This is a genomic window from Devosia sp. P2_G7, assembly GCF_056403495.1.
The window spans coordinates 1-22,779 of sequence record NZ_JBFUFI010000018.1; the positions used below are offsets into that span (position 1 = coordinate 1).

19 protein-coding genes are annotated in these 22,779 nt (G+C 64.3%); 14 read left to right on the forward strand and 5 right to left on the reverse strand.

Features of this window, described 5'->3' with window-relative positions; translation table 11 throughout:
- The first annotated feature begins 100 nt into the window (after window positions 1–100).
- The 12 genes from AC1DWU_RS21705 to AC1DWU_RS21760 all read left to right on the forward strand — a co-directional run bounded on the left by AC1DWU_RS21705 (window position 101) and on the right by AC1DWU_RS21760 (window position 15,273).
- The gene (locus tag AC1DWU_RS21705; RefSeq protein ID WP_477152098.1) at window positions 101–1,063 is read left to right on the forward strand and encodes a sugar phosphate isomerase/epimerase family protein; all 963 of its coding nucleotides are present in this window, start codon (window positions 101–103) and stop codon (window positions 1,061–1,063) included.
- Entirely contained in the window at window positions 1,060–2,295 is a 1,236-nt protein-coding gene (locus tag AC1DWU_RS21710; RefSeq protein ID WP_477152099.1) for an ABC transporter substrate-binding protein, read from the forward strand. Before AC1DWU_RS21705 ends, AC1DWU_RS21710 begins: the two co-directional genes overlap by 4 nt.
- Before the next feature lie 81 nt (window positions 2,296–2,376).
- Complete coding sequence (locus AC1DWU_RS21715; protein WP_477152100.1) at window positions 2,377–3,327, forward strand: carbohydrate ABC transporter permease; 951 nt, start codon at window positions 2,377–2,379, stop codon at window positions 3,325–3,327.
- Window positions 3,324–4,151, forward strand: a complete 828-nt coding sequence (locus tag AC1DWU_RS21720) for a carbohydrate ABC transporter permease (RefSeq protein ID WP_477152101.1) — start codon at window positions 3,324–3,326, stop codon at window positions 4,149–4,151. Before AC1DWU_RS21715 ends, AC1DWU_RS21720 begins: the two co-directional genes overlap by 4 nt.
- On the forward strand, window positions 4,148–5,209 hold the full coding sequence (locus AC1DWU_RS21725) for an ABC transporter ATP-binding protein (RefSeq protein ID WP_477152102.1): 1,062 nt from the start codon (window positions 4,148–4,150) through the stop codon (window positions 5,207–5,209). The genes AC1DWU_RS21720 and AC1DWU_RS21725 overlap by 4 nt, the downstream gene beginning before the upstream one ends.
- Before the next feature lie 534 nt (window positions 5,210–5,743).
- On the forward strand, window positions 5,744–7,621 hold the full coding sequence (locus AC1DWU_RS21730; RefSeq protein WP_477152148.1) for an ABC transporter substrate-binding protein: 1,878 nt from the start codon (window positions 5,744–5,746) through the stop codon (window positions 7,619–7,621).
- A 154-nt stretch (window positions 7,622–7,775) separates the two neighbouring features.
- Window positions 7,776–8,780: an ABC transporter permease gene (locus AC1DWU_RS21735; protein WP_477152103.1), complete on the forward strand. Its 1,005-nt coding sequence runs from the start codon at window positions 7,776–7,778 to the stop codon at window positions 8,778–8,780.
- Between the two features lie 6 nt (window positions 8,781–8,786).
- Window positions 8,787–9,644, forward strand: a complete 858-nt coding sequence (locus tag AC1DWU_RS21740) for an ABC transporter permease (RefSeq protein ID WP_477152104.1) — start codon at window positions 8,787–8,789, stop codon at window positions 9,642–9,644.
- 4 nt (window positions 9,645–9,648) lie between these two features.
- Window positions 9,649–10,677 carry an ABC transporter ATP-binding protein gene (locus AC1DWU_RS21745; protein WP_477152105.1) on the forward strand — a complete coding sequence of 343 codons (1,029 nt, stop codon included), beginning with the start codon at window positions 9,649–9,651 and terminating at the stop codon, window positions 10,675–10,677.
- The gene (locus AC1DWU_RS21750) at window positions 10,674–11,594 is read left to right on the forward strand and encodes an ABC transporter ATP-binding protein (RefSeq protein WP_477152106.1); all 921 of its coding nucleotides are present in this window, start codon (window positions 10,674–10,676) and stop codon (window positions 11,592–11,594) included. Before AC1DWU_RS21745 ends, AC1DWU_RS21750 begins: the two co-directional genes overlap by 4 nt.
- A gap of 30 nt (window positions 11,595–11,624) precedes the next feature.
- Window positions 11,625–13,604 carry a glycoside hydrolase family 43 protein gene (locus tag AC1DWU_RS21755; RefSeq protein WP_477152107.1) on the forward strand — a complete coding sequence of 660 codons (1,980 nt, stop codon included), beginning with the start codon at window positions 11,625–11,627 and terminating at the stop codon, window positions 13,602–13,604.
- A 223-nt stretch (window positions 13,605–13,827) separates the two neighbouring features.
- On the forward strand, window positions 13,828–15,273 hold the full coding sequence (locus tag AC1DWU_RS21760) for a sensor histidine kinase (RefSeq protein ID WP_477152108.1): 1,446 nt from the start codon (window positions 13,828–13,830) through the stop codon (window positions 15,271–15,273).
- Here AC1DWU_RS21760 and AC1DWU_RS21765 read toward each other — a convergent pair.
- The 5 genes from AC1DWU_RS21765 to AC1DWU_RS21785 all read right to left on the reverse strand — a co-directional run bounded on the left by AC1DWU_RS21765 (window position 15,234) and on the right by AC1DWU_RS21785 (window position 20,307).
- The gene (locus tag AC1DWU_RS21765; RefSeq protein ID WP_477152109.1) at window positions 15,234–15,941 is read right to left on the reverse strand and encodes a response regulator; all 708 of its coding nucleotides are present in this window, start codon (window positions 15,939–15,941) and stop codon (window positions 15,234–15,236) included. The genes AC1DWU_RS21760 and AC1DWU_RS21765 overlap by 40 nt on opposite strands.
- The gene (locus AC1DWU_RS21770) at window positions 15,938–16,702 is read right to left on the reverse strand and encodes a FecR family protein (RefSeq protein WP_477152110.1); all 765 of its coding nucleotides are present in this window, start codon (window positions 16,700–16,702) and stop codon (window positions 15,938–15,940) included. Before AC1DWU_RS21770 ends, AC1DWU_RS21765 begins: the two co-directional genes overlap by 4 nt.
- 205 nt (window positions 16,703–16,907) lie before the next feature.
- A complete protein-coding gene (locus AC1DWU_RS21775) occupies window positions 16,908–17,681 on the reverse strand; it encodes a copper homeostasis protein CutC (protein ID WP_477152111.1) in 774 nt (257 codons plus the stop codon).
- Window positions 17,681–19,120 carry a M81 family metallopeptidase gene (locus AC1DWU_RS21780; protein ID WP_477152112.1) on the reverse strand — a complete coding sequence of 480 codons (1,440 nt, stop codon included), beginning with the start codon at window positions 19,118–19,120 and terminating at the stop codon, window positions 17,681–17,683. Before AC1DWU_RS21780 ends, AC1DWU_RS21775 begins: the two co-directional genes overlap by 1 nt.
- Window positions 19,120–20,307 (reverse strand): MFS transporter, encoded by a 1,188-nt coding sequence (locus AC1DWU_RS21785; RefSeq protein ID WP_477152113.1) that lies wholly within the window; start codon window positions 20,305–20,307, stop codon window positions 19,120–19,122. The genes AC1DWU_RS21780 and AC1DWU_RS21785 overlap by 1 nt, the downstream gene beginning before the upstream one ends.
- Before the next feature lie 344 nt (window positions 20,308–20,651).
- Here AC1DWU_RS21785 and AC1DWU_RS21790 point away from each other — a divergent pair, with 344 nt between their 5' ends.
- Both AC1DWU_RS21790 and AC1DWU_RS21795 read left to right on the forward strand, forming a co-directional pair.
- Window positions 20,652–21,809, forward strand: a complete 1,158-nt coding sequence (locus AC1DWU_RS21790) for a Gfo/Idh/MocA family protein (RefSeq protein WP_477152114.1) — start codon at window positions 20,652–20,654, stop codon at window positions 21,807–21,809.
- A gap of 12 nt (window positions 21,810–21,821) precedes the next feature.
- Entirely contained in the window at window positions 21,822–22,709 is an 888-nt protein-coding gene (locus AC1DWU_RS21795) for a carbohydrate ABC transporter permease (RefSeq protein WP_477152115.1), read from the forward strand.
- Window positions 22,710–22,779: the final 70 nt, after the last annotated feature.

Below are 22,779 nucleotides of genomic sequence, written 5' to 3' on the forward strand. Positions count from 1 at the left end.
GACAACATCGACAACATCAACAGCCTCGCCATGGTGTTCGGAGCGATTGAGAGCGCCAAGACGCGCCAGCGCGTCGCCATTGCAGCCTGAGGATACTGAATTGACCGACCCCGCAAAGGCCATCCGCATCGGCACCATGATCTCCGCTTCGGCGGGCCACGCCGCCAATCGCATCGCCGAGATCGCCGACCTCGGCTTCGAGAGTTTTGAGCCGTTCTTCTGGCAGACCACCAATGGCCAGGACCTGGCCGAACTGGGCAAGCGCAGCCTCGATGCCATCGGCAATCGCGACATCACCATCTCGACCCTCGGCATGTTCGGCAACCCGCTCGAAGACCAGGAGATGGATCGCCAGACGCTGCAGGGCTGGAAAGACTGCATCGACAACGCCCACCATTTCGGCGCCACCTGCGTTGCCGGCTTCACCGGCCGGGTGCGCGGCAAGCCGCTGACCGACAGCCTGCCGCGCTACAAGGAAGTTTGGTCGGACCTCGCCAAGCGTGCCGCCGACAAGGGCGTGAAGATCGCCTTCGAGAACTGCGCCATGGATGGCAACTGGCAGACCGGCGACTGGAACATCGCCCACACTCCCGATGCCTGGGAGCTGATGTTCAACGAGACCCCGGACGACAATATCGGGCTCGAGTGGGAGCCCTGCCACCAGCTGGTCTACCTGATCGACCCGCTGCCGCAGGTCCGCAAGTGGGCGAACAAGATCTTCCACGTGCACGGCAAGGACGCCACCGTCCGCTGGGAGGTGATCAAGGAGCACGGCATCTTCGGCAAGGAGAAGTTCGTGTTCATGCGGACGCCGGGGTTCGGCGACAGCAACTGGACCGACATCATCTCCGAGCTGCGGCTCGCCGGCTGGACCGGCTCGATCGACATCGAAGGCTGGCATGACCCGGTCTATCGCGACGCGCTCGAAATGACCGGACAGGTCAGGGCGCTCAACTATCTCAAGCATAGCCGCGGCGGCGATTTCGTCGACGTCACCGCCCAATACGAGGGCGGAGATCCCTCGCTCCGCGGAAACGATCCGCATCATGGGAGGATACTATGACGACTCGCAGACTAGCCCTTATCGGCGCGCTGGCCATGGCCGGTGTCTCCACCTTCGCCTTGCCGGCCATGGCCGAGACCGTGACGCTGAAGATCTGGGGCATCGATGGTGCCAACGGCCCCGGCATCGCTGATACCTTCAGCAAGGAATTCGACGAGGCCAACGACGACATCACCGTCGAATACCGCACGGTGCCGTTCGACGATCTGGTGAACGAGTCGCTGCGTGCCTTTGCCACCGGCCAGGCCCCCGACATCATCGCGGTCGACAATCCCGACTTCGCGCTGTTCTCCTCGCGTGGGGCGTTCCTCGACATCACCGATCGCGTCAAGGCATCGACGGTAATCAAGGACGAGAACTACTTCGCCGGTCCGCTCGCTTCGACCATGTGGGACGGCAAACAGTACGGCGTGCCCAAGGCCACCAACACGATTGCGCTGTTCTACAACCGCGACCTGTTCAAGAAGGCCGGCATTGCCGAGGCCCCCAAGACCTGGGACGAACTGCTCGAAGATGCGCGCAAGCTCAACGATCCCGCCAACAACGTCTACGGCATCAGCTGGTCCGCTCGTGCGGGCGAAGAGGGCACGTTCCAGTTCCTGCCGTGGATCCAGATGGCCGGCGGCAGCTTCACGCAGGTCAACGTCCCCGGCGCCGTGAAGGCACTCGAAATCTGGAAGACACTGCTCGACGAGAAGCTCGCGTCGCAGGACGTGCTGAGCCAGGGCCAGTGGGACTCCACGGGTACCTTCAACTCGGGCAACGCGGCCATGGCCATCTCTGGTCCGTGGGAAATCAACCGCATGTCGACCGACGCCAAGTTCGACTGGGGTGTGGCTCTACTGCCGACCGAGACCGATGGCGGCGCCCGCTCGTCAGCCATGGGCGATTTCAACTGGGCGATCTTCTCGACCACCAAGCACCCCGATGAAGCCTTCCGCGCCATCGAGTACTTCACCACACAGGAAGCGCGGCTCTTCCCCGAGTTCGCCAACATCCCGGCCCGCAGCGACATCCCGCTGCCGCCGACCGGCGACGCCAAGAAGGACGAGGCACTGGCCGTGTTCCTCGACCAGCTGAAATACGCGCAGCCGCGCGGTCCGCACCCCGAGTGGCAGAAGATCTCCAAGGCCATCTATGACGCGTTCCAGGCAGCAATGACTGGCCAGATGTCGGCCAAGGACGCGCTCGATCAGGCCCAGGCGACGATCACCGGCATCGTCGGCGGCTAAATCCCTCCTCCCAACTGGACTGCCCGGCTTTCGCGCTGGGCAGTCATTTTCCCGGGAGTCGAGCAAGATGAGGATTGGGCGATGAGTAGCGAGACGATCGCTGATGCGGGAGGCGCGCGGCGCCGGCAAGGGTGGGGCATCCTGAGCGGACTTCGCGACGGCGTGGGGTTCGATATTCTCCTCGTCGGCGCGGCAATGCTGTTTCTGCTTGTGCTCGCCGGCTTGCCGCTCGTCTACAACGTGCTGATGAGCTTCCAGCAGGTGGATATGTTCACCCTGGGGGCGCTGATCCGGCCCTTCGCCGGCTTCGACAACTACATCGCCGTGGTCTCGCAGCCCGAGTTCTGGCTGGTGACCCGCAACACACTGGTATTCGTCGTCGGCTCGATCACCGGACAGTTCCTGTTCGGCTTCGCCCTCGCCATCTTCTTCGCGCAGAAATTCCCTGGCGCCGCGACCATCCGCGGGCTGTTCCTTGTGTCCTGGGTGATGCCTGGCCTCGTCGTCGGTGCCATCTGGAGCTGGATTCTCGCCGGCGATTTCGGCGTGCTCAACGCCATCCTGAAGTCCATCGGCATCATCGATACGAACATCTTCTGGAAGTCGTCGCCCGACTGGTCGCTCTGGGCGGTGATCATCGCCAATATCTGGCTTGGCCTCGCCTTCAACATGCTGCTGCTCTCAGTGGGTCTCGCCGGCATTCCGCGCGACCTCTACGAAGCCGCCGAACTTGATGGCGCCAACGCCTTTCAGCGCTTCTGGACCATCACGCTGCCGATGATGCGCCCGACCATCGGCGCCGTGCTGTCGCTCGGCCTCATCGGCACCCTGCAGCAGTTCGACCTGTTCCCGGCCATCACCGAGGGGGGGCCGTCCAATTCTTCCACGGTGGCGCAATACTGGGCCTGGCAGATGAGCTTCAAGCTTTACGATTTCGCGCGTGGCGCAACGATCTCGGTGATGATGTTCCTGCTCGTGCTGGTCGCATCCATCGTCTACGTGCGCTCCACCCGTCATGAGGTGCGCGGATGACCAACGGTTGGACCAAATGGCTGCTGCTCGCACTCGCCCTTGCGATGGCCGCGATCTACCTGTTCCCCCTCTACTGGATGTATGTGACGAGCCTCAAGACCGGCTCCGAGATCTTCGCCAACCCACCGACGTTCTGGCCGACTGCCGCGGATTTCAGCGTCTACCCGGCGGTGTGGCAGCGTCGCACCATGGCGACGTTCCTGTGGAACTCGACGGTGATCGCGGCCGGCGTCACGGCTATCACGGTGATCCTTGGTACCGGCTGTGCCTATGTGCTGGCGCGCTACCGCAATATCTGGATCGACATCGGGCTGTTCTCCATCCTGATGCTGCAGGTGCTGCCCGCCTCGGTGATGATCACGCCGCTGTTCGTCGGCTTCAACCAGCTGGGGCTGCTGTCGCTGCCCCGCACCGCGGTGGTGCTCGCCTCCGCGGCCAAGGCGATGCCGTTCTTCGTCGTCCTCGTGCGTGCCACCTTCATGTCGGTGCCCCGTGAGCTCGAGGAGGCGGCGCTGGTCGATGGCAACTCGCGCTTCGGGGCATTCTTCACCATCGTCCTGCCGCTGGCGCGCAACGGCATCCTGGTCTGCGCCATCCTCACTTTCATGTCGGCGTTCGGCGAGTACATCTATTCGAAGTCGATCATCCAGGACACGGCCCTGCAGCCAGCTAGTGTCGGCCTCTCCGGCTTCGTCGGACCGAACGCCCGCGACTGGAATTCGATCATGGCCTTTGCCGCGATCTACGTGACGCCGATCCTCGCCGTGTTCGTTCTCCTCCAGCGGCGCATCGTCGCCGGCCTTACCTCGGGAGCCCTCAAATGACCGCCCAGATCGAGATGCAGGGCATCGACAAGCACTACGGTGCCTTCCACGCCCTTAGGGGTATCGACCTGACCATCGACAAGGGCGCGTTCGTCGCTCTGGTCGGACCCTCCGGCTGCGGCAAGTCGACCCTGTTGCGCTCGATCGCGGGGCTGGAAAGCATCAGCGGCGGCACGCTGAAGATCGCCGGCGAGACCATGAACGGCGTCCCGCCGCGCAAGCGCGACGTGGCGATGGTGTTCCAGTCCTACGCGCTCTACCCGCACATGAACGTCGAGGAAAACCTCACCTATTCGCTGCGCCTGCGCGGCGCCAGCAAGGCGGAGGGGCAGGCGAAGGCGGCCGAGGTGGCCACCACCACGGGGCTTTCGGCTCTGCTGGGACGTTTCCCGCGGCAGCTGTCGGGGGGGCAGCGTCAGCGCGTCGCGATGGGCCGCGCCATCATCCGGCACCCCAAGGCCTTCCTGTTCGACGAGCCGCTGAGCAATCTCGACGCGGCGCTGCGCGTCCAGATGCGCAAGGAAATCCGGGCGCTCCACGACCGGCTCGGCGCCACCTCGGTCTACGTCACGCACGACCAGATCGAGGCCATGACCATGGCCGACCATGTCGTGGTGATGCGCGACGGGGTGATCGAGCAGCAGGGCGCGCCGCTCGAGCTCTACGATCGCCCGGCCAACCGGTTCGTCGCTGGCTTCATCGGCTCGCCGGCGATGAACTTCGTCGATGCCGTGGTCGGGGCGGATGGCCGCTCCATCGAGCTCGTCAGCCTGGGGGGACAGCGTGTCGCCATCGCCTCGGCGATGGAACCCGGGCGCCAGGTCACTGCCGGGATGCGCCCCGAGCACCTGCACGCCTCCGCGAACCCCGCCGGCATCAAGATGACCGTCGGCACCATCGAGTCTACGGGGTCCATGACGTTCATTTCCTCGCCCAATGACGAACTGACGCTCGTCCAGACCAGCCGGGTGACGGAAAAGCCCGGCGACACCCTCACGCTCGAGATTTCGCCCGAGAACATCCACCTGTTCGATGCGGCGAGCGGTCGGCGCCTCTGACCCGCTGAGCGGCTGACGTCCGTACGGTTACCCCAACGCCGCCGGTGTGCGGCTGCCGGCGCCTATGGCGCCAGCGGCCGCTGGCGCGTCATAGGGTCAGGGCTGATCCACATCCTTACTGTATCTGTATCACCGATATACAACCGGACACGCGGACTGCGCGCGATCAGGATATCGTCATGCGTGATGAAACGCGGTATTAGAGAGGCAGCCTCTGCAGAACGAAGGGGTGAAGGCGCCCATTCGGCGTTTTTCCTCGGCGTTGTTTGCCTGCGACTGCATTTCCACAGGATGGAGCCGGCAGGCGGGCCGCGAAAGGAGGTGCGTACCGCACCTTTCTGGAAGCTCGTGCCGAGCATATCGCAAGTTCTGATCTACATCAGAAAAATGCGTTGACAACGTAGGTCTCCCGAATACGATGCCCCGCGAAAGTGCTGGAGGGCATTTTCGAACGGAGCGCGGGAGGCGTTTCCGACAAGGGAGGTATTCATGGATAGACGTAGTTTCATGCTGGGCACTGCAGCGGGTACGCTGATGGTGGCCGCTAACGGCCTTGCCCTTGGGCAGGAAGCCGCCGAAGGCACCGCACCCGATCTGGCGCAGTTTCCGCGCAACGAGACGGTGATCGTGCACAACCCGGAAGGCGTGATCCGCAATCCGAGCTGGTTCAATATCTGGGTGAATGGCGGCGGCGGCTGGTCCAACGGTCTGCATCAGCTGACGATGGATACGCTGTGGTTCATCGACCCCGATGCGGGCATCCCGGAAAAGAGCGAAAACGCCATCTACTATTCGCTCGCCGATGGTCCGTGGCAGTACAACGCCGACTTCTCGGAAATGACCGTCAAGCTCCGCCAGGGCATGATGTGGAGCGACGGCGTCGAGTTCACCGCTGACGACGTGGTGTTCACCGTTGAGAAGCAGGCCAGCACGCCTGGCCTCACCTGGAGCGGCGCATTCTCGACGCAGGTCGCCGAGGTCACCGCCCCCGACAAGTACACCGTCCATTTCAAGCTCAAGGCGCCGAACTCGCGCTTCCACGCCGTGTTCTCGGTCCGCTGGAACGCTGCCTGGATCATGCCCAAGCACGTGTTCGAGAAGGTCGATGACATCCTCACCTTCGACAACAATCCGCCGGTGAGCCTCGGGCCCTATACGCTGCACTCGTTCGATCCGAACGGCACCTGGTACATCTGGGAAAAGCGGGCGGACTGGGACAAGACCACTATCGCACTGGTCGGCGAGCCCAAGCCGAAGTTCATCATCTACCGGAACAACATTTCGACGGACAATCGCCTGATCGAGATGCGTAACGGCAATCTCGACATGATCCACGACCTGTCGCCGGAAGGCACGTTCTCGATCATCAAGGAAGACACGCAGACTCAGGGCTGGTTCCCGGGCTTCCCGTATGCCCATCCCGATCCGACCCTGCCGATGATGATCTTCAACCTGCAGAATCCGAAGTTCCAGGACAAGCGCGTGCGCTGGGCCCTGGCATTGATGCTCGATGCACGGGCGATGTCGATGGCGTCCTATCGTGGCGCGGCGACACTCTCGGCGATCTCGATCCCACCGACCGGCACGCACCCGCGCGACTATCACGGGCCGCTGCAGGACTACCTGATCAACTACGAGCTCGACACCGGCACGCGGAAGATCAAGCCGTACGACCCCACCATCGGCAAGCAGATCGCCGACATGGTCCGGCCGCAGTTCGGCGAGCAGGTGCCGACCGACGAGGAAGCGATCAAGAAGTCGTTCGGTTATGGCTGGTGGAAGCAGGATATTGCGGCGGCGGGCGAACTGCTCACCGCGGCCGGCTTCACCAAGAACGGCAACCAGTGGATTCAGCCGGACGGCCAGCCGTTCGCCTTCTCCGTGATGGTGCCGCAGGAAGGCGTGATCGGGCGTCTCGGCGTCATCGTCGCGCAGACCTGGGCGCAGAACGGGGTTCAGGCTTCGGCCGAAATCGCGACCGACAGCTGGGATCGCCAGGCTGCGGGCAACTACGAGTGCAATATCGCCTGGGCGGTGGAAACCTGGGGCGGTCACCCCGACCTCAGCTTCTTCCTCGACAGCTACCACTCGTCGTTCGTTGCCGAGCCGGGCAAACTGCAGCCGGCCCGCAACTGGATGCGTTGGAAGGATGAGCGGCTCGATGCGATCATCGAGAAGATCCGCGGCATCGACTTCAACGACGCCAAGGGCATCGAGTACGGCCATGAGTTCGTGAAGCTGCATCTCGACGAGATGCCGAACATTCCGATCATGTCCTACAACGTGTTCTCGATCCAATCGAACCGCTTCTGGACCGGTTGGCCGAACGCCGAGAAGCCGTATGCGAACCCGGTGACCAACTGGTCGAACGGCAAGTACATCTTCACGCAGATCTCGCCGGTGGCCGGCTGATCCCCTCCCGGGTGGCCCGGCGCAAGCCGGGTCGCTCCGAGGGGCGTACCAGTCTCGCGCCCCTCACGCTTCTCCGCCGGCCACCGGCCGGTGGGAGACGCCGCGCATGATTTCGGCGCACATCGTAGTTCGGCAGACCGGTTGAGGAGGCCGTATGCAAGGGTATCTCTGGTTTGTCGGCAAACGCGCGTTGCAACTGCTGGCAGTAGTATTCTTCGGCGTTTCCGCCACGTTCCTGGTGACGCACCTGTCACCGATCAGTCCGGTAGAAGCCGCCCTCGGCCGCATGACGGCCAGATCCAATTTCGCTCCTGACGCCATCGAAGCCATGCGCGCGGCGCTGACCGAGCTCTACGGCGTCAACGAGCCGATCATCACCCAGTACGTCAATTTCTGGCTGCGGCTGTTCCGGGGCGACCTCGGGCCGTCGCTGCTCGCCTTTCCGACGCCGGCGATGGAGCTGGTAATGCGGGCAATGCCGTGGACCGTCGGTCTGCTGGTGGTCGCGATATTGATCACCTTCGCGGTCGGCAACCTGTTGGGCGGGCTCGCCGGCTACATGCAGAACAACAAGTTCTTCAAGGCCTTCGGCATCATCGCCATGGGCTTCCAGCCGATCCCGTACTACATCGTCGCCTTCATCCTCCTCATCATCTTCGGCTTCATCTGGCCGGTGCTGCCGATCTCCGGCGGCTTCGCCATGGACGTGACGCCGGGCTGGAACTGGCGCTTCGTCGGCTCGGTCTTCCAGCATGCGATCCTGCCGGCCCTGTCGCTCGTGCTGGTCGGCTTCGGCGGTTGGTTCCTCGGGATGCGGGCGCTCGTCTCCAATGTCGTCACGGAGGACTACGTGACCTATGCCGAACTGGCCGGTGTCGATCGCCGGACCATCGTCGGCGGCTATGTCATCCGCAACGCGCTGGTGCCGCAGTTGACCGCCCTGGCGATGACGCTTGGTGGCGTGTTCTCGGGTACGGTGATCACCGAGCAGGTGTTCAACTACCCGGGGCTCGGCTCACTGCTGATCGATGCGGTGAATGCCGGTGACTACTCGCTGGTGCTGGCGGTTTCGACGGTGTCGGTCACTGCCGTGGCGCTCGCGATCTTCGTTGTCGATCTGCTTTATCCGCTGCTCGACCCACGCGTACGGGCGGAGTAATCAGCCATGTTTGCCGTTCTCCGCGATCTCATCCGCTACAATATCGAGTTCACTATCGGCATCATCCTCGTGGGGGTGGTGGTGATCTATGCGGCGTTGAGCTTCTTCTCGCCTGTCGATCCTTCGCTGATCTACATGACCATCCCGGACCAGCCGCCCTCGGCTCAGTTCTGGTTCGGCACGAATTCGCGTGGCCAGGACATGTTCTGGCAACTGAGCGCGGCGCTGAGGAACAGCCTCATCTTCGGCATCACCGTGGCGGTGCTGAGCCGCTTCATCTCGATCGCGGTCGGGCTGCTCGCGGGCTATGTCGGGGGTTGGGTCGATCGGGTGCTGATGTTCGTCAACGACATCTTCGTCGCCGTGCCGATCTTTCCGGTCCTCGTGCTGTTCTATTTCGTGCTGCGCAACAACCTCGACAGCTTCACGCTGGCGCTGATCATGGCCTGCTTCGGCTGGCCGTTCGACGCCCGCCTGATCCGCTCGGTGGCGCTGGGGCTGAAGCATCGCGAGTTCACCCGCCACGCGGTATTCGCGGGGATGAGCACGCCGAAGATCCTGCTCGAAGAGCATCTGCCCTATGTGATGCCGATCGTCTTTTCGACCTTCATGAACAACATGCTGTGGTCGATCGGCCTCGAGGTGACGCTCGCCGTGCTCGGCTTTACCAACATCAACAACCCCACCATCGGCACGGTGCTCTACTGGGCCAACAGCCACTCGGCGATGGTGGTGGGTGTCTGGTGGTGGATCGTCATCCCGGTCGTCCTGATCGTCATGACCTTCCTCGGCCTGTTCCTGCTGGCCGTCTCGATGAACGAATACATAGACCCGCGCAGCCGCCTGCGCCGCATGGGAGCCTAAGGCCATGGCAGAGGATATTCTCAAGGTCGACGGCCTCAAGGCCTACTACCAAATGAACTATTTCGGCGTGCAGCGCGAAGTGCGGGCCGTCGACGACATCACCATGACGGTCAAGAAGAACGAGGTCTACGGCATCGCCGGCGAGAGCTCGTCGGGCAAGACCAGCTTCATCAAGGTGCTCGCGGCGGCGATCCGGCCGCCGATGCGGATCGTCTCCGGCTCGGTCAAATACGACTTCAAGGGCAAGCCGGTGGACATCGCGACCGCCACCGATGCCGACATCGAGGCGATACGGTGGAGCCACCTGAGCTACATCATGCAGGGCTCGATGAGCGTGCTGAACCCGGTGCGCCGCATCGGCAAGACCTTCCACGATTTCGCCAGCCGGCCGCTGGGGCTGACCGGCGAGCCGTTCCGCCAGCGCGTCATCGGTCATCTCGAACGGCTGAAGCTGCCGGCTGACGTGCTCAATGCCTATCCGCACGAGCTATCGGGCGGCATGCGGCAGCGCGTCACCATCGGGCTTGCGACGGTGTGCCATCCCGAGTTCATCATCGCCGACGAGCCGACCACGGCGCTCGACGTGGTGGTGCAAAAGGAGGTGCTGAGCCTCATCCGCGACATCCAGAAGGAGATGGGCTCCTCGGTGGTGTTCGTCACCCACGACATGAGCGTCCACGCCAACATGGCCGACCGCGTCGGCATCATCTATGCCGGCCGCCTCGTCGAGGAAGGCCCGACGCGGCAGATGTTCTTTGCCCCCAAGCACCCCTATACGGCGCACCTGGTGGCGAGCCTGCCGCGCATCGGCGACACCACGCAGCGCCCGGCGCTGGAGGGGCGGCCGCCCAACCTCGCCGACCCGCCGAAGGGCTGCCGTTTCCACCCGCGCTGCCCGCTGGCCATCGACATCTGCAAGACCGAGGTGCCGCCGCTCGAGACGGTGGGGCCCGATCACCGGACGGCCTGCTGGCGCTCGGCCGACGTGGAGCCGCTGGTCAAACCGCACGTCGCGCACGAGGTGATGGCATGAGCACGCTGCTCGAAGTCAGCAATGTCAGCAAGCAGTTCACCATGGGTGGGCTGCTGTCGCGCAAGGTCGTCCGCGCCGTCGAGGATGCGAGCCTGTCGCTGAGCGCCGAAAAGCCGGAGATCTTCACCATCATCGGCGAGAGCGGCTCCGGCAAGACGACGCTCGCGCGCATGATCCTCGGGCTGGAACTGCCGTCAACCGGCGAGATCAGCTTTCGGGGCAAGACGGTGAGCCACCGGGTTGGCAGGCGCGAGCGGCTGGAATTCATGGCCAATGTGCAGCCGGTGTTCCAGAACCCGTTCGAGGCGTTCAATCCGCTGAAGCGGATCGACCGCTACCTCGAGTCGACCGCGCGGCGCTTCCTGAAACTCAGTGACCGCGCTGGGCTCGACCGGGCCATGGACGAGGCCTTGCAGAAGGTGGGGCTCAGCCTTGCCGAGGTGAAAGGCCGCTTCCCGCACGAGATGAGCGGGGGCCAGTTGCAGCGCGCCGCTATCGCCCGGGCGCTGATCCCAAATCCGCCGCTGCTGGTGGCGGACGAGCCGGTGTCGATGGTGGACGCCAGCCTTCGCATGAGCATCGTCAACCTGCTCAAGGCGCTGCGCGACGATTTCGGCGTCTCGGTCATCTACATCACCCACGACCTCGCAACCGCCTACTACATCTCCAACCGGCTGATCATCATGCAGCGGGGACGGATCGTGGAAATGGGCGATGCGCGGACTGTGCTGGACAATCCGGAGCATCCGTATTCGCGGCTGCTCAAGGCATCGGTGCTCTCGACCGAGGATGCCGGCGCCGGCAAGCTCGCGACCGATCCGGGCATGGTGAAGCTCGCCAACACGCTGGTGAGCAAGCCTGGGCACCTCCAGAGCCGGCCTGACGGGCGGCTGGTGCGGGTCTACGATGGGGCGTAGCGCGCCGCCACTACCAGCAGGGATTTGACTGTGTCAGGCAGGACCTGGACCGCCGACAACGGCGACGGCACGTTCACCAACCCGCTGTTCTACGAGGAGTTCTCGGATCCGGACATCATCCGGGTCGGCGAGGATTTCTACATGACCGGCACCACCATGCACGCCATGCCGGGACTGCCGATCCTCAAATCGGCGGACCTCGTCAACTGGGAGCTGGTGACTTACGTCTTCGACACGCTCGAGCTTGGGCCTGAATTCCGGCTCGAGGGTGGGGAGATCTACGGTCAGGGCATCTGGGCGCCGTGCTTTCGTTATCACGACGGCACGTTCTACATCTTCTCGAACGTCAACAAGCGCCGCACCCAGATATTCACCGCCACCGATCCGGCTGGCCCGTGGACGCGGCGGGAGATGCAGCAGTCGCTGCACGATCTCTCGGTGCTGTTCGACGGCCATGGACGAGCCTATGTCGTCTGGGGCTACCGCAACCTGCGGCTGGCGCAACTGACGCCGGACCTGACCGACCTGGTCCCCGGCACCGAGACCGAGATCACCGGCGCCGACTCCGACATGGGCGAGGGGGTGCATTTCTACAAAATCGACGGCAGGTACTTCCTCACCAGCGCCTGGTTCAGCGGCAGCATGCGGATGCCTGGAGCCCGCGCCGACCATGTCTTCGGGCCGTGGGAGATCAACCCATCGCTCAGCGAGCACGAGGATTTCGGGCTTGTCGAAGGCTATCGGCTGCGCGGTGGCGGCCTGCCGTTCACCGCCACACCGCCATTCGAGCTGATCCCGCCCAACCCCGCGTCGGAAGGGCGTATGTCGCTGCATCAGGGCGGCATTGTCGACACCGCTGCGGGCGAGTGGTGGGGTTGGTCGATGATGGACTACAACTCGCTGGGCCGCCTGACCTGCCTGTCGCCGGTGACCTGGCGCGACGGCTGGCCGTATTTCGGGCTGCCCGGCAATCTCGGCCGGACGCCGCGCACCTCGGTAAAGCCGAAGACCCGCCGCCCGCAGCAACCGAAAGCGCTGTTCGAGCGCAGCGACGATTTCGATGGTCCGGCGTTGCAGCCGATCTGGCAGTGGAACCATGTTCCGGTGGCGGAGAAATGGTCGCTGGCCGAGAGGCCCGGTCACCTGCGGCTCCACACGCTGGCGGCCAGTTCGCTCTGGGACGCGCGCAATTCGCTGACGCAGCGGGCTGTCGGACCGATTTCCGTAGCGACCACCAAGCTCGATGGCAGCGGTCTGGAGCAGGGGGACGTGGCGGGGTTGGCGCTGCTCGGCCTGCCGTATCGCTGGGTCGGGCTCAGGCGCAGTGACGAAGGCTGGCGGATCGGGATGTTCGATCAACAGACGGGCGGGACGATCGTAGCGGCGACCGACGGGCCGATAGTCTGGCTACGCGCCGAGTGCGATTTCCTGACTGAGACGGCGCGGCTCAGCTGGTCGCGGGATGGGGTGCGGTTCGAGGCGCTGGGCGAGCCGGTAGTGATGGTGTTCCAGCTCAAGACCTTCCAGGGCATCCGCTACGCGCTCTTTGCCTACAACGCCGAGCGGCCCGGCGGTTATGCCGATTTCGACAGCATCGAAATCGACGAACCGCACCCGAGAGGATTGATGCGGCCAATCCCGTTCGGCGAGACGATCATCGTTACGGGCCACGGCTCCGACCGGGGGATCGCAATCGAGGCCGGTGCGGTTCGTATGGGCGCTCCAAGCCCGCTGGTCGTGGTCGACCTGGGCCTCGGTCGTGCCGCGCTGGGCCACGGCGGCGGCCACCTGAGCGTCGATGCCGAGGGCAGCGTCCGTCTCGCTGACGGTCGGGCGGGACTTGCCGAGACTTTCCAATGGATGGAGACGCCGACAGGCGAACTCATCCTGATGTCGCTGGTGACCAATCGCTTCCTGCGCCTCACCGAGAGTGGAGAGGTCAGAGCCGACAGTCCCGGGCCGCGATCGGACGGAGGGGATCGTGTCAGGTTCACGTGGGTCGTCGCCTGACCATCCACGGGCTGCGACATCGCCGACACCAGGGACGCGAACTGAGCGCATTTCACCTTGTGCAAGCAGCCGATCACGTCGATCATACGTGGCACGATCGCAGGCAGGTGCCCCGCTATGTTGCGCACGTTTCGGTTGATCCCGAGGAGCCCATCGCCGGTCCTGCGATCCAGCGCTATCCGGGTGTGCCTGCGACCATGATGATCATCAAGCGCTGACCGCGATGACGGGCGACCCGGCCAATGGCGAGGCACCCTTAGCGGCATCGATGCCCCAGAGTATTCGCGCTCACCTTTCACGCCTGGGCCGTCGCATTTCGCTGTCCCAGCGTTTCTTTCTCATCGCGCTGTGCGTCGTGGTGGCCGCGATGCTGATCCTGGGGAATTGGACCAGCAACTATGTCAGCGAGAGCATCACCAAGGGAATCGGCGGCACGGCTGCCGCGAGCATCGAAGCGCTGATTTCTCGCAGTCTTGACGGAGTTACCCAGGCGCCAGACCGCCGTACTGCACTCGAGGCCGCGTTTGCCGTGGGCAACAGCGCCGATGCTACGCGGCTGATACAGATCCGGGTGCGCAACCCGGCAGGGGAGATCCTTTTCGAGTCATTGGGCGACCTTGATGACGTCCCCTCGACACAGGATTTGGCAGCGGCCGCGCTTGGGGTGCTGACTGTGCGGGTGATTGACGTGCCGCTGCAGTCGCTGGGTGCGCTCCCCCGTTCGACCCTGCCGGTGCTGAAGATCTATACCCCGTTGCGGCGGGACGAGACGGCTGAGGTGTTCGGCGTCGCCGAGCTCTACTTCAGCGCGCGAGCCGTTCGAGAACTGCAGGCGCAGGCGCGGTCGGACGTCTGGATCATTGTCGCGTCGATTGGTTTCGTTGCGGTGGGAACACTAGCGCTCCTCGTGCAGGTCACCGGCGACATCATCACCCAGCAACGCCAGCGGCTGGCGGCCAACCTCAGGCAGACACGGAGCCTGCTGGACGAGAACATGGTCCTGCAGGCCGCCTCCGAGAGGCTTCGCGTGGAGGCGAGCCTCGCCAACGAACATGTGCTTGCGCAGGTCGGGTCCGATATCCACGACGGACCGGTGCAGCTTCTGACGCTGCTGATCCTGCGGCTGACACGAGCTGATCCGAGTGCTCTTACGGGGGCCGCTGCCGAGTTGGCGCGGGAGGCGCTGGAGGAACTCCGCGGTATATCGGCGGGGCTGGTGTTGCCCGAGTTGGCGAAGCTGGGCGTGGCGGAAACCATTGCCCTCGCCGCGAAGCGTCACGAAGACCTGACCGGCACTGCGGTTGTCACTAGCGTCGATGTTCCCGATATCACGGCGTCGATCACAGCCAAGGTATGCGCCTATCGCGTCATACAGCAGGCGCTCAACAACGCGTACCGCCATGGTGGCGGTGTGGACCAGCAGGTTCGCGTCAGTTCGTCCAATGGCTGGTTGCGCATCGAGGTGACCAATCGATCCTCGGGGAAGGATCCTGCTGCCTCTTCGGTCGACCAACTGGGGCTTCGGGCGATGCGGTTTCGCGTCGAGTCCCAGGGCGGGAGTCTCGCGGCGGATTTCGAAGGGGAGCACGCCCGGATCGACGCCAGGATACCGATCGACGCGGGCAAGCCTCAGGCGTCGTCGTTCTGGAGCGGCATTTCCAGTTCATAGGGCGCCCGCAGTCGCTGCACGGCCAGGACGACTTCGAGGCGGCTCTTCACCTTCAGCTTGTACATCAGGTTGGTCATATAGTGTTTGACCGTCTTCTCGGTCAGGTTGAGCGTCCGGGCGATTTCCTTGTTGCTCTTGGCCTCCAGCAGGCACTGCACCAGTTGCTGCTCCCGCGGGCTGAGCTTGGCAGCGGAGCGCTCGTCCTCGCGCCGGGTGCGATTGCGAAATCCAGCAATCAGCTTGGGCGAGAAGTCGGGCGATACGAACAATCCCCCCTTGGTCACTGTTTCAATAGCCGCGAACAGATCCTCCGACGGACGGCCCTTGAGCACAAATGCATGAGCCCCGGCGTCGAGCGCCTGAAGCGCCAGATCGACGTCCGCGTAGGCGGTGAAGATGATCATCTTGGTCGCTGGTGACAGTTCGCCGATCGTGCGGATCGCCGCATAGACGTCGCCCGGCATGCTCAGATCGAGGGTCATGAGATCAGGCTGCATCAGCCGCGCGACCTCGACGGCACCGTCGGCAGACGACTCCGTACCCACAACGGAGAAGCCGCCATCTGCCGAAAACAGGGCCGCGATGCCCGTGAGCAGAGTGGGGTGATCGTCAACGAAGGCGATCCGCATCGGAGACGAGGTCGGTGCCTGAGGGGCGTCAACCGTCATTTGTTCTTGCCGTTTCCGTTTTCGTTTTCGTTGCCACCGCCATTGTCTCCCCCGTTGCCACCGCCGTTACCACCACCATTGCCGCCGCCATTGCTGTTTCCGCCACCGGCATTTCCGCCTCCGTTCGCGTTGCCACCGGCATTTCCACCTCCGTTGCCGCCGGCGTGGCTGTTTGCGCTGTTGCCCGCCGGCTTACCGACGACCTCGGTGAGCGTTACCTCATCGCCCGCCGCCACGGTCTGCCTGGCGCCGGTGGCGTTGTCCGAGACGATCGCAACGCCGATGGTGACCACAACTTCTCCCTCATCTCCGAAGACCGTCAGGCGCGACTGTCCCGGTCCCATTTCTATCGTCATGCTGGCGGTTTGCAGCAGCATCGTCTCACCAGGCCCGAGCCGGGCATCGACAGCAACCGTGCCGGCGAACTGAGTGACCCTCGTCAGGTGGCCTGTGGACTGCTCGATCTGTACGGCGGTGTCTGGCCCGAGGCTGAGCGTGACCTCCTCGCTGGTCAGTTCGACCCGTCCGCTCTGCAAGGTGCGTACTGGCGTATCGGCCAGGACATCGGAGCCAACCGGCAGCTCTGCCCATTGCCCCTGCTGGAACAGGATCACCGTGCCGGTGACCTTGGCAGTGATCCAGGCGGCCGCTGCGAAGGTGGGGCTGGCCAGCAACGACAAGGCAAGGGCGAGCCCAAGGCCGGCCGCTGCGCGGCGAACGCGCCCGGCAAAAAAGTCCTGACGATCCAATGAATTCAGCACGGCTTGTCAGATCCTGGCTAAGACCTCGGTCGACGATAACAGCCGCGCTTGTCTGAATAGCATAGCAGGCCCGATCCGGTCGTGTCACGACATGGCGCTGTGCTTTCTCTCGATTTGCCCGATGCGGATGGCTTCGCCGTCTCTCACCGGCCGGTGAGACCGGTCGCGAGCCGGGGACCTGCGTCAACACTGCAGCAATTGAGCGTTAGGGTGCGGCCGGATCGGACAAGGCGTGGTGCTGGCGCAACGAGGTGATCGTCGCCGACACCGATGCTTCGTCGGTCACCGTGAGCGTGAACTCGCGATCGGTGGCCGAGCGTCCCATGCTGACGCCCGGATTGCGGAAGCGCATGGAGCTGTCGACCACCCGTGGAGCCGCGAAGTGCAACTCATCGGCGCGGGTCCGCTGGTGAACCTCGGCGATGTTGGTGCGGTTCAGCCCGCCGCAGGCCATCACGAGGATGCGGCCACGTGCTGCCTTCACTGTGCGGGCCAGGGTTACGATGCCGTCGAGCGCGGACTTGTGCTGGCCGCTGGTGAGAACCCTGTCGACCCCGCAACGCACTAGGGCTTCGATCGCTTCCTCGCAATCGCGCGTCATGTCGAAAGCACGGTGGTGGGTGACCTGCATCGGTCGCGCCAGTTCGACCGCCTTACGGGTGCGGACCTCGTCGATGGTGCCCTCGGCGGTGAGGAAGCCGATGACGACGCCGGCGACGCCCATTTGCTTCAGTTCGGCTATGTCGGCGAGGATCGCCTCGAACTCGATCTCCGAATAGAGAAAGTCCCCGCCGCGCGGCCGGACCATCACGAAAAACGGGATCGTCGCCACCTGCTGGGCGGCCCGAACCATGCCCATGCTGGGCGTTAGCCCGCCTTCGATGAGGCTGGCACAGAGTTCAACCCGGTCGGCGCCGCCGTTCTGCGCCGCAACCAGCCCATCGGCCCCTTCGACCGCGATCTCGACCAGCACAGCCATCAAACGCTTCCTTTTCTTGCCGATGGAACCGCCAGCGGCGACCAGTCGAAATTGGTATCGAATGGGTAGGTCTTGCGGGCCTTGCGCAGCCGCGGCAGGCGCTCGACGAACTGGTCGACGACACCCGGCGACAGGGCCATCAGGCTTGGATTGGCGATGGGCGCCAGTTCCGGCGAGAGATAGCCCGACTTGACCACGACGATCTTCGCCGCGCGGGGATCGAGCCCGAGACGGGTGAAGTCGGCGATGTTGTGGAACGGACGGCGCCGAGCGGTGACTACCAGATCGACGCCGTCGATGCGGAGTACGGCCTCGCGCAAGCGCGGCTCGCGCGCGTCGAGCAGGAAGATCACGTCGGCTTGCAGCTGTACCGGGTGGCTGGCGGGGTCGAGGCTGCCTCCAATGCTGAGCGACAGGTGGGAGCCGACGCCCGCCGCATAGGCGAGTTCGGTAGCCATCCGGTCGGCGATGCCGGCGAAGATGGCGCCTTGGGCGCCCTGGTGCAGCAATTCGGCGAGCACGTCGGCCCGATCGCCGACGCCACCGCCGGTCGGGTTGTCGCCCGATTCTGCGATCATCGCCGGACTGGTCTCCGACGCGATGGCGAGGGTGACGCATTCCTGGATGGTGCCGGTGCGGGTTCCGAAGACGAACTTTTCGCGCGCGTTCCAGTACTCGCCCGCGAGCGCCTCGGCGGCCCGGCGAAGCGCCGGCAGGTCGGTGCCGGTCATGATCGCAGCTGCGGTGGCGCGCGGTTCGTCGGCCCAGACGTAGCCGACCATCAGCGAAGCGTCCCAGATGCCGGCCTCGGCTTCGATGGCGGGGAGCCCGGCGTAGAGGCTTCTCGCGGGCTCGTCCTCGGTGCTGGTCCGCTCGCCCGGGAGGACGACGGGCACGGGGGCCCAGACGATGAAGGGTCTTTCGCCGGTGGTGAGGCTGCGCACCAGCATGGCAACTGCACGGCGCATTGTCTCCTCGACGTCGATGTGCGGCGCCGTGCGGTAGGTGGAGAAGATGTCGAGTGCGTCGATGATGCGCTGGCTGACGTTGCCGTGGAGATCGTAGCTCGCGGCGATCGGGACATCGGGGCCAACCAGCGCGCGAACGGCGGTGATGAAGTCGCCCTCGGCGTCCTCCATGCCCTCGACGAACATCGCGCCATGCATGGCGAGATAGACGCCGTCGAGGGCGCCGGCCGCGGCGATGCCGGCGAGGATTTCCGCCTTGAACGCTTCGTAGGTCTGTCGCTCGACCGGGCCGCCGGCGATGGCCCGGGCGTGGAGCGTTGGGACAAAGTCGGCGTCATAGTCCTTGAGGAAGGCGAAGTATGCATCGTCGGTGAGGGCCTGTCCTCGGAGGATGCGGAACTCCGCCTCATGGACGAGCACCGGGTTGTAGGTGCTGCACTCGGTGTGGATCCCTCCAACGACGATGCGCATCAGGCCTCTCCCTGTGCGATGGCCGTGGGCGCGGTGGTGGTGCGGCTGAGGCGTCCGGAGAGCACGAGGCTCACTGCGAGGATCGGCAACAGCGCGGCGATGCCGACGCGCAGGTCGACATGCTGGCCGATGAAGCCGATCAGCGGCGGACCGACAAGGAAGCCGAGCAGCGCGATGAAGGAGAGCGTCGCCACGTTGGTGGATGAGCGGGCGGGGTCGAGGTCCGCGGCGGCGGTCACCGCCAAGGGGAACGCTACGGAGGCGCCGAGGCCGACGACGGCGAAGCCGAGAAGGGCGACCGGCAGGCCGGGCGCGAGGGTGAGGATGACGATCCCGAGCAAGGCGAGAACCACGCTGCCGCGGGCCAGGGTTGCGGCGCCAAGCCTCGACTTCGCCCAGTCGCCACCGAACCGGCCGGTCGCGACGAAGAGGGCGAAGACCGAGTAGCCGATACCGGCCTCGCCGCCGACACCCAGCACTTCGCGCAAGAACACGGCGGACCAGTCGGCCATGGCGCCCTCGGTCATGGTCACGCCGAAGACGAAGAAACACACGCCGAGCAAGGCCCAGCCCGGCAGGCGGGACCCGGTGAGCCGTCGCGTGCCGGGGGCTGATGGGGTGGCGGTCGCATCGGGGCCGAAATCTGGCACGAGCCGGCCGGCCAGCGGACCGACCACGAACGTTGCGACGGCGACCGACAGGATGGCCCAGCGCGCCTCGATACCCGCGGCGGCAAGCGCGGAGCCGATGACGCTGCCGGTCATGATGCCGAGCGACCAGAAGCCGTGCGCCTTGCTCATGATCAGGCGGCCCGTCGCCTTCTCGACCTTATCGGCTTCGACATTGAGCCCGAGTTCGACGAACGAGATGGTCGAGCCGCAGAGCATCAGCGTGACAAACAGCAGCACGGGGTTCGGCGCAAATCCGGGCAGGCTCACGGCAATGGCGTAGAGCGCAAAGCCGAACATGATCGCAGCCCTGGCCCCGATGCGGCCGACCAGCGGGCCGGCAAACGGCAGGGTCAGCAGAGTGCCGGCCGGCAGCCCAAGCAGCACCATTGCAAGGCCGGCGGGGCCGAGGCCCAGCGCCTGCTGCACATCGGGTATGCGCGGCAGCCAACTGCCGAAGGCAATCGGCTGCAGGAAGAACACGAGCATGGTCAGGCGCTGTGGGGTTAGGCGTGCCATTGGGCTCAGACGCTCCCGGAGGTCATCCGGGTGATCTGCCGGATGTCATTGATTTTCATCGGCGACTTGCTTGACGTCTGTCAATAGGCAAGTCCAACTGGATACCAATTCCCCAGGACCGGGTACGTACCGCAGGTAGCATGGAACAAACGTTCTGCCCAATTCCAAGGCAAAATAGGCCGAAATCGAGCAAATTGCAGCGAATCATGGAATATGTGCGCGGTCTAGATTGGTATTGAAATCGCTACGTCACCGTGTTGACATGTGGCCGCTGATCTGGTCACGATGTAAATAGTTTACAGCCGTTCAACGTTGAGCGGCCAACCTGGGGGCAGGGGCGGGTAATGAGGGTTGGAATTGTTGGCCTGGGCTATCGGCTGGCATACCTGGCGCGGGTGTTCTCCGCGCAGCATCCCGATTTTTCCGTGGTCGGCTATGTCGACCCCCAGCCGGCAGGGCTGCCCTACACCGAGGAGCACGGCGTTCCGGTCGGCAAGTCGTACGCCTCGCTCGAAGAGATGCTGGAGGGCGAGACGCTCGACCTGCTGATGGTCGGATCGCCCAACCACATGCATCTCGACCATATCCGCATCGGGCTCGAGCGCGGGCTGAAGATCTTCACCGAGAAGCCGGTCGTGGCGACTGTCGACGATACCCTGGCGCTGGCGCGCCTGATTGCCGCCCATGACAAGGACCAGGTGATGGTCGGGCTGGTGCTGCGCTATGCGCCACTCTATGTCGATCTGCGCAAGGCGCAGGCCGATGGGCTTCTGGGCGATATCGTCTCGATCGAGGCGTCGGAGCACATTCCGCCCTATCACGGCGCCTTCTTCATGCGCGACTGGCGCCGCTACGAGCACTATTCGGGTAGCTTCATGCTCGAGAAATGCTGCCACGACCTCGATCTCTACAATGGCGTGATGGGCTGCCGTCCGCGCTATGTCTCGAGCTTCGGCGGGCGCAAGACGTTCATCCCGAAGAACGCACCGCAGGCAACGGGGATCAACGACCTCGAGGTCTACTATCGCAAGCCGAGCGGCTGGATGGGCACCGACAAGGTGTTCGACAGCGACGGCGATATCATCGATTTCCAGACCGCCATCGTAGAATACGAGAACGGCTCGTCGCTCGCCTTCCACACAAATCTCAGCGTTCCCGACGACTTCCGCCGCTTTGCGGTGATGGGCGCCAAGGGCATGGCCGAGGGCGATTTCGTGCGCAACTTCTTCAAGGTCCACGACTCGCGGACGTCCAGCAAGCTGGTCGACAAGACGTACACCGGGACTGACCTGTCGGTGCATTACGGCGCCGACGAGCAGATGGCGACCGACATCACGACGCACATACTCGAGGGCACCCCGCTGCCGGTCTCGGTGGTCGACGCGCTGGAGGCGGGGCTGCTGGCGCTCACGATGGATGAGGCACGCCGAACCCGATCGGTGATCGACATGAACCCGATCTGGCAGCGTTTCGATGCCGCGCTCGCGGGCCGAGTGAGCTAGGAGGCAAGGGCGATGACCGCAAACCGAACTGCCGTCCTCTTCGCCCTCGCCCTTCTGGCACCCGCAGTCGCCTATATCCTCTTTATCGTCGCCTATCCGCTGGTCGACACGATCATCCTGTCGTTCACCAATGCGGCGCTGCGGCCGAAGCTGGATTGGGTCGGGTGGGCGAACTACCAGAAGATCTTCGCCAACTCGAAGTTCACCGAGATCATCATCCGGACGATCTTCTGGACGCTCTGCTCGGTGGGGCTGAAGATGATCATCGGCACCTGCGGCGCGGTGTTGCTCAACGCCGCGATCCCCGGCCAAACTATCTTCCGCATCCTGACCATGCCGCCATGGGTCGTGCCGATGGCCATCGGCATCTACATGTGGGGCTGGATGTACAATGGCCAGTTCGGGATGATCTCGGGCCTGTTGCAGAACTTCGGCATCCTCGACGGCCCCTTCGCCTTCCTCGGCTATCCGACGCCCGCCTTCTGGTCGACCATCGTCACCGACGTCTGGATCGGGGTGCCGATCGTCACGATCTACCTGCTCGCCGCCATTCAGTCGGTGCCCAAGGACCTCTACGAGGCCGCGTGGGCCGATGGGGCAGGGCGCTTCTACCGGTTCCGCCGCATTACGCTGCCGCTGATCCTGCCGGCGATGCTCACCATGTCGCTGCTGTCGCTGATCGCGACCTTCAACTCGTTCGACATCATCTGGATTTTGACCCAGGGCGGCCCGTCGGGGTCGACCACCACCATGATCATCGACACGTTCCAGACCGGTATCCGCTCATCCAAGTACGGCGAGGGCGCGGCGCGGGCGGTGATGATCTGCATCTTCGTGTCGATCTTCTGCCTCGTCTATTTCCGCGCTGTGCGGCGCCTGTCCCAGGGAGCGCTGAAATGAGCCATCTCGCCCGCACTGCCGCGTCGACCGGAGTCATCGCAGCTCCTGCTGCGCCCGCCGCCAGGACCCG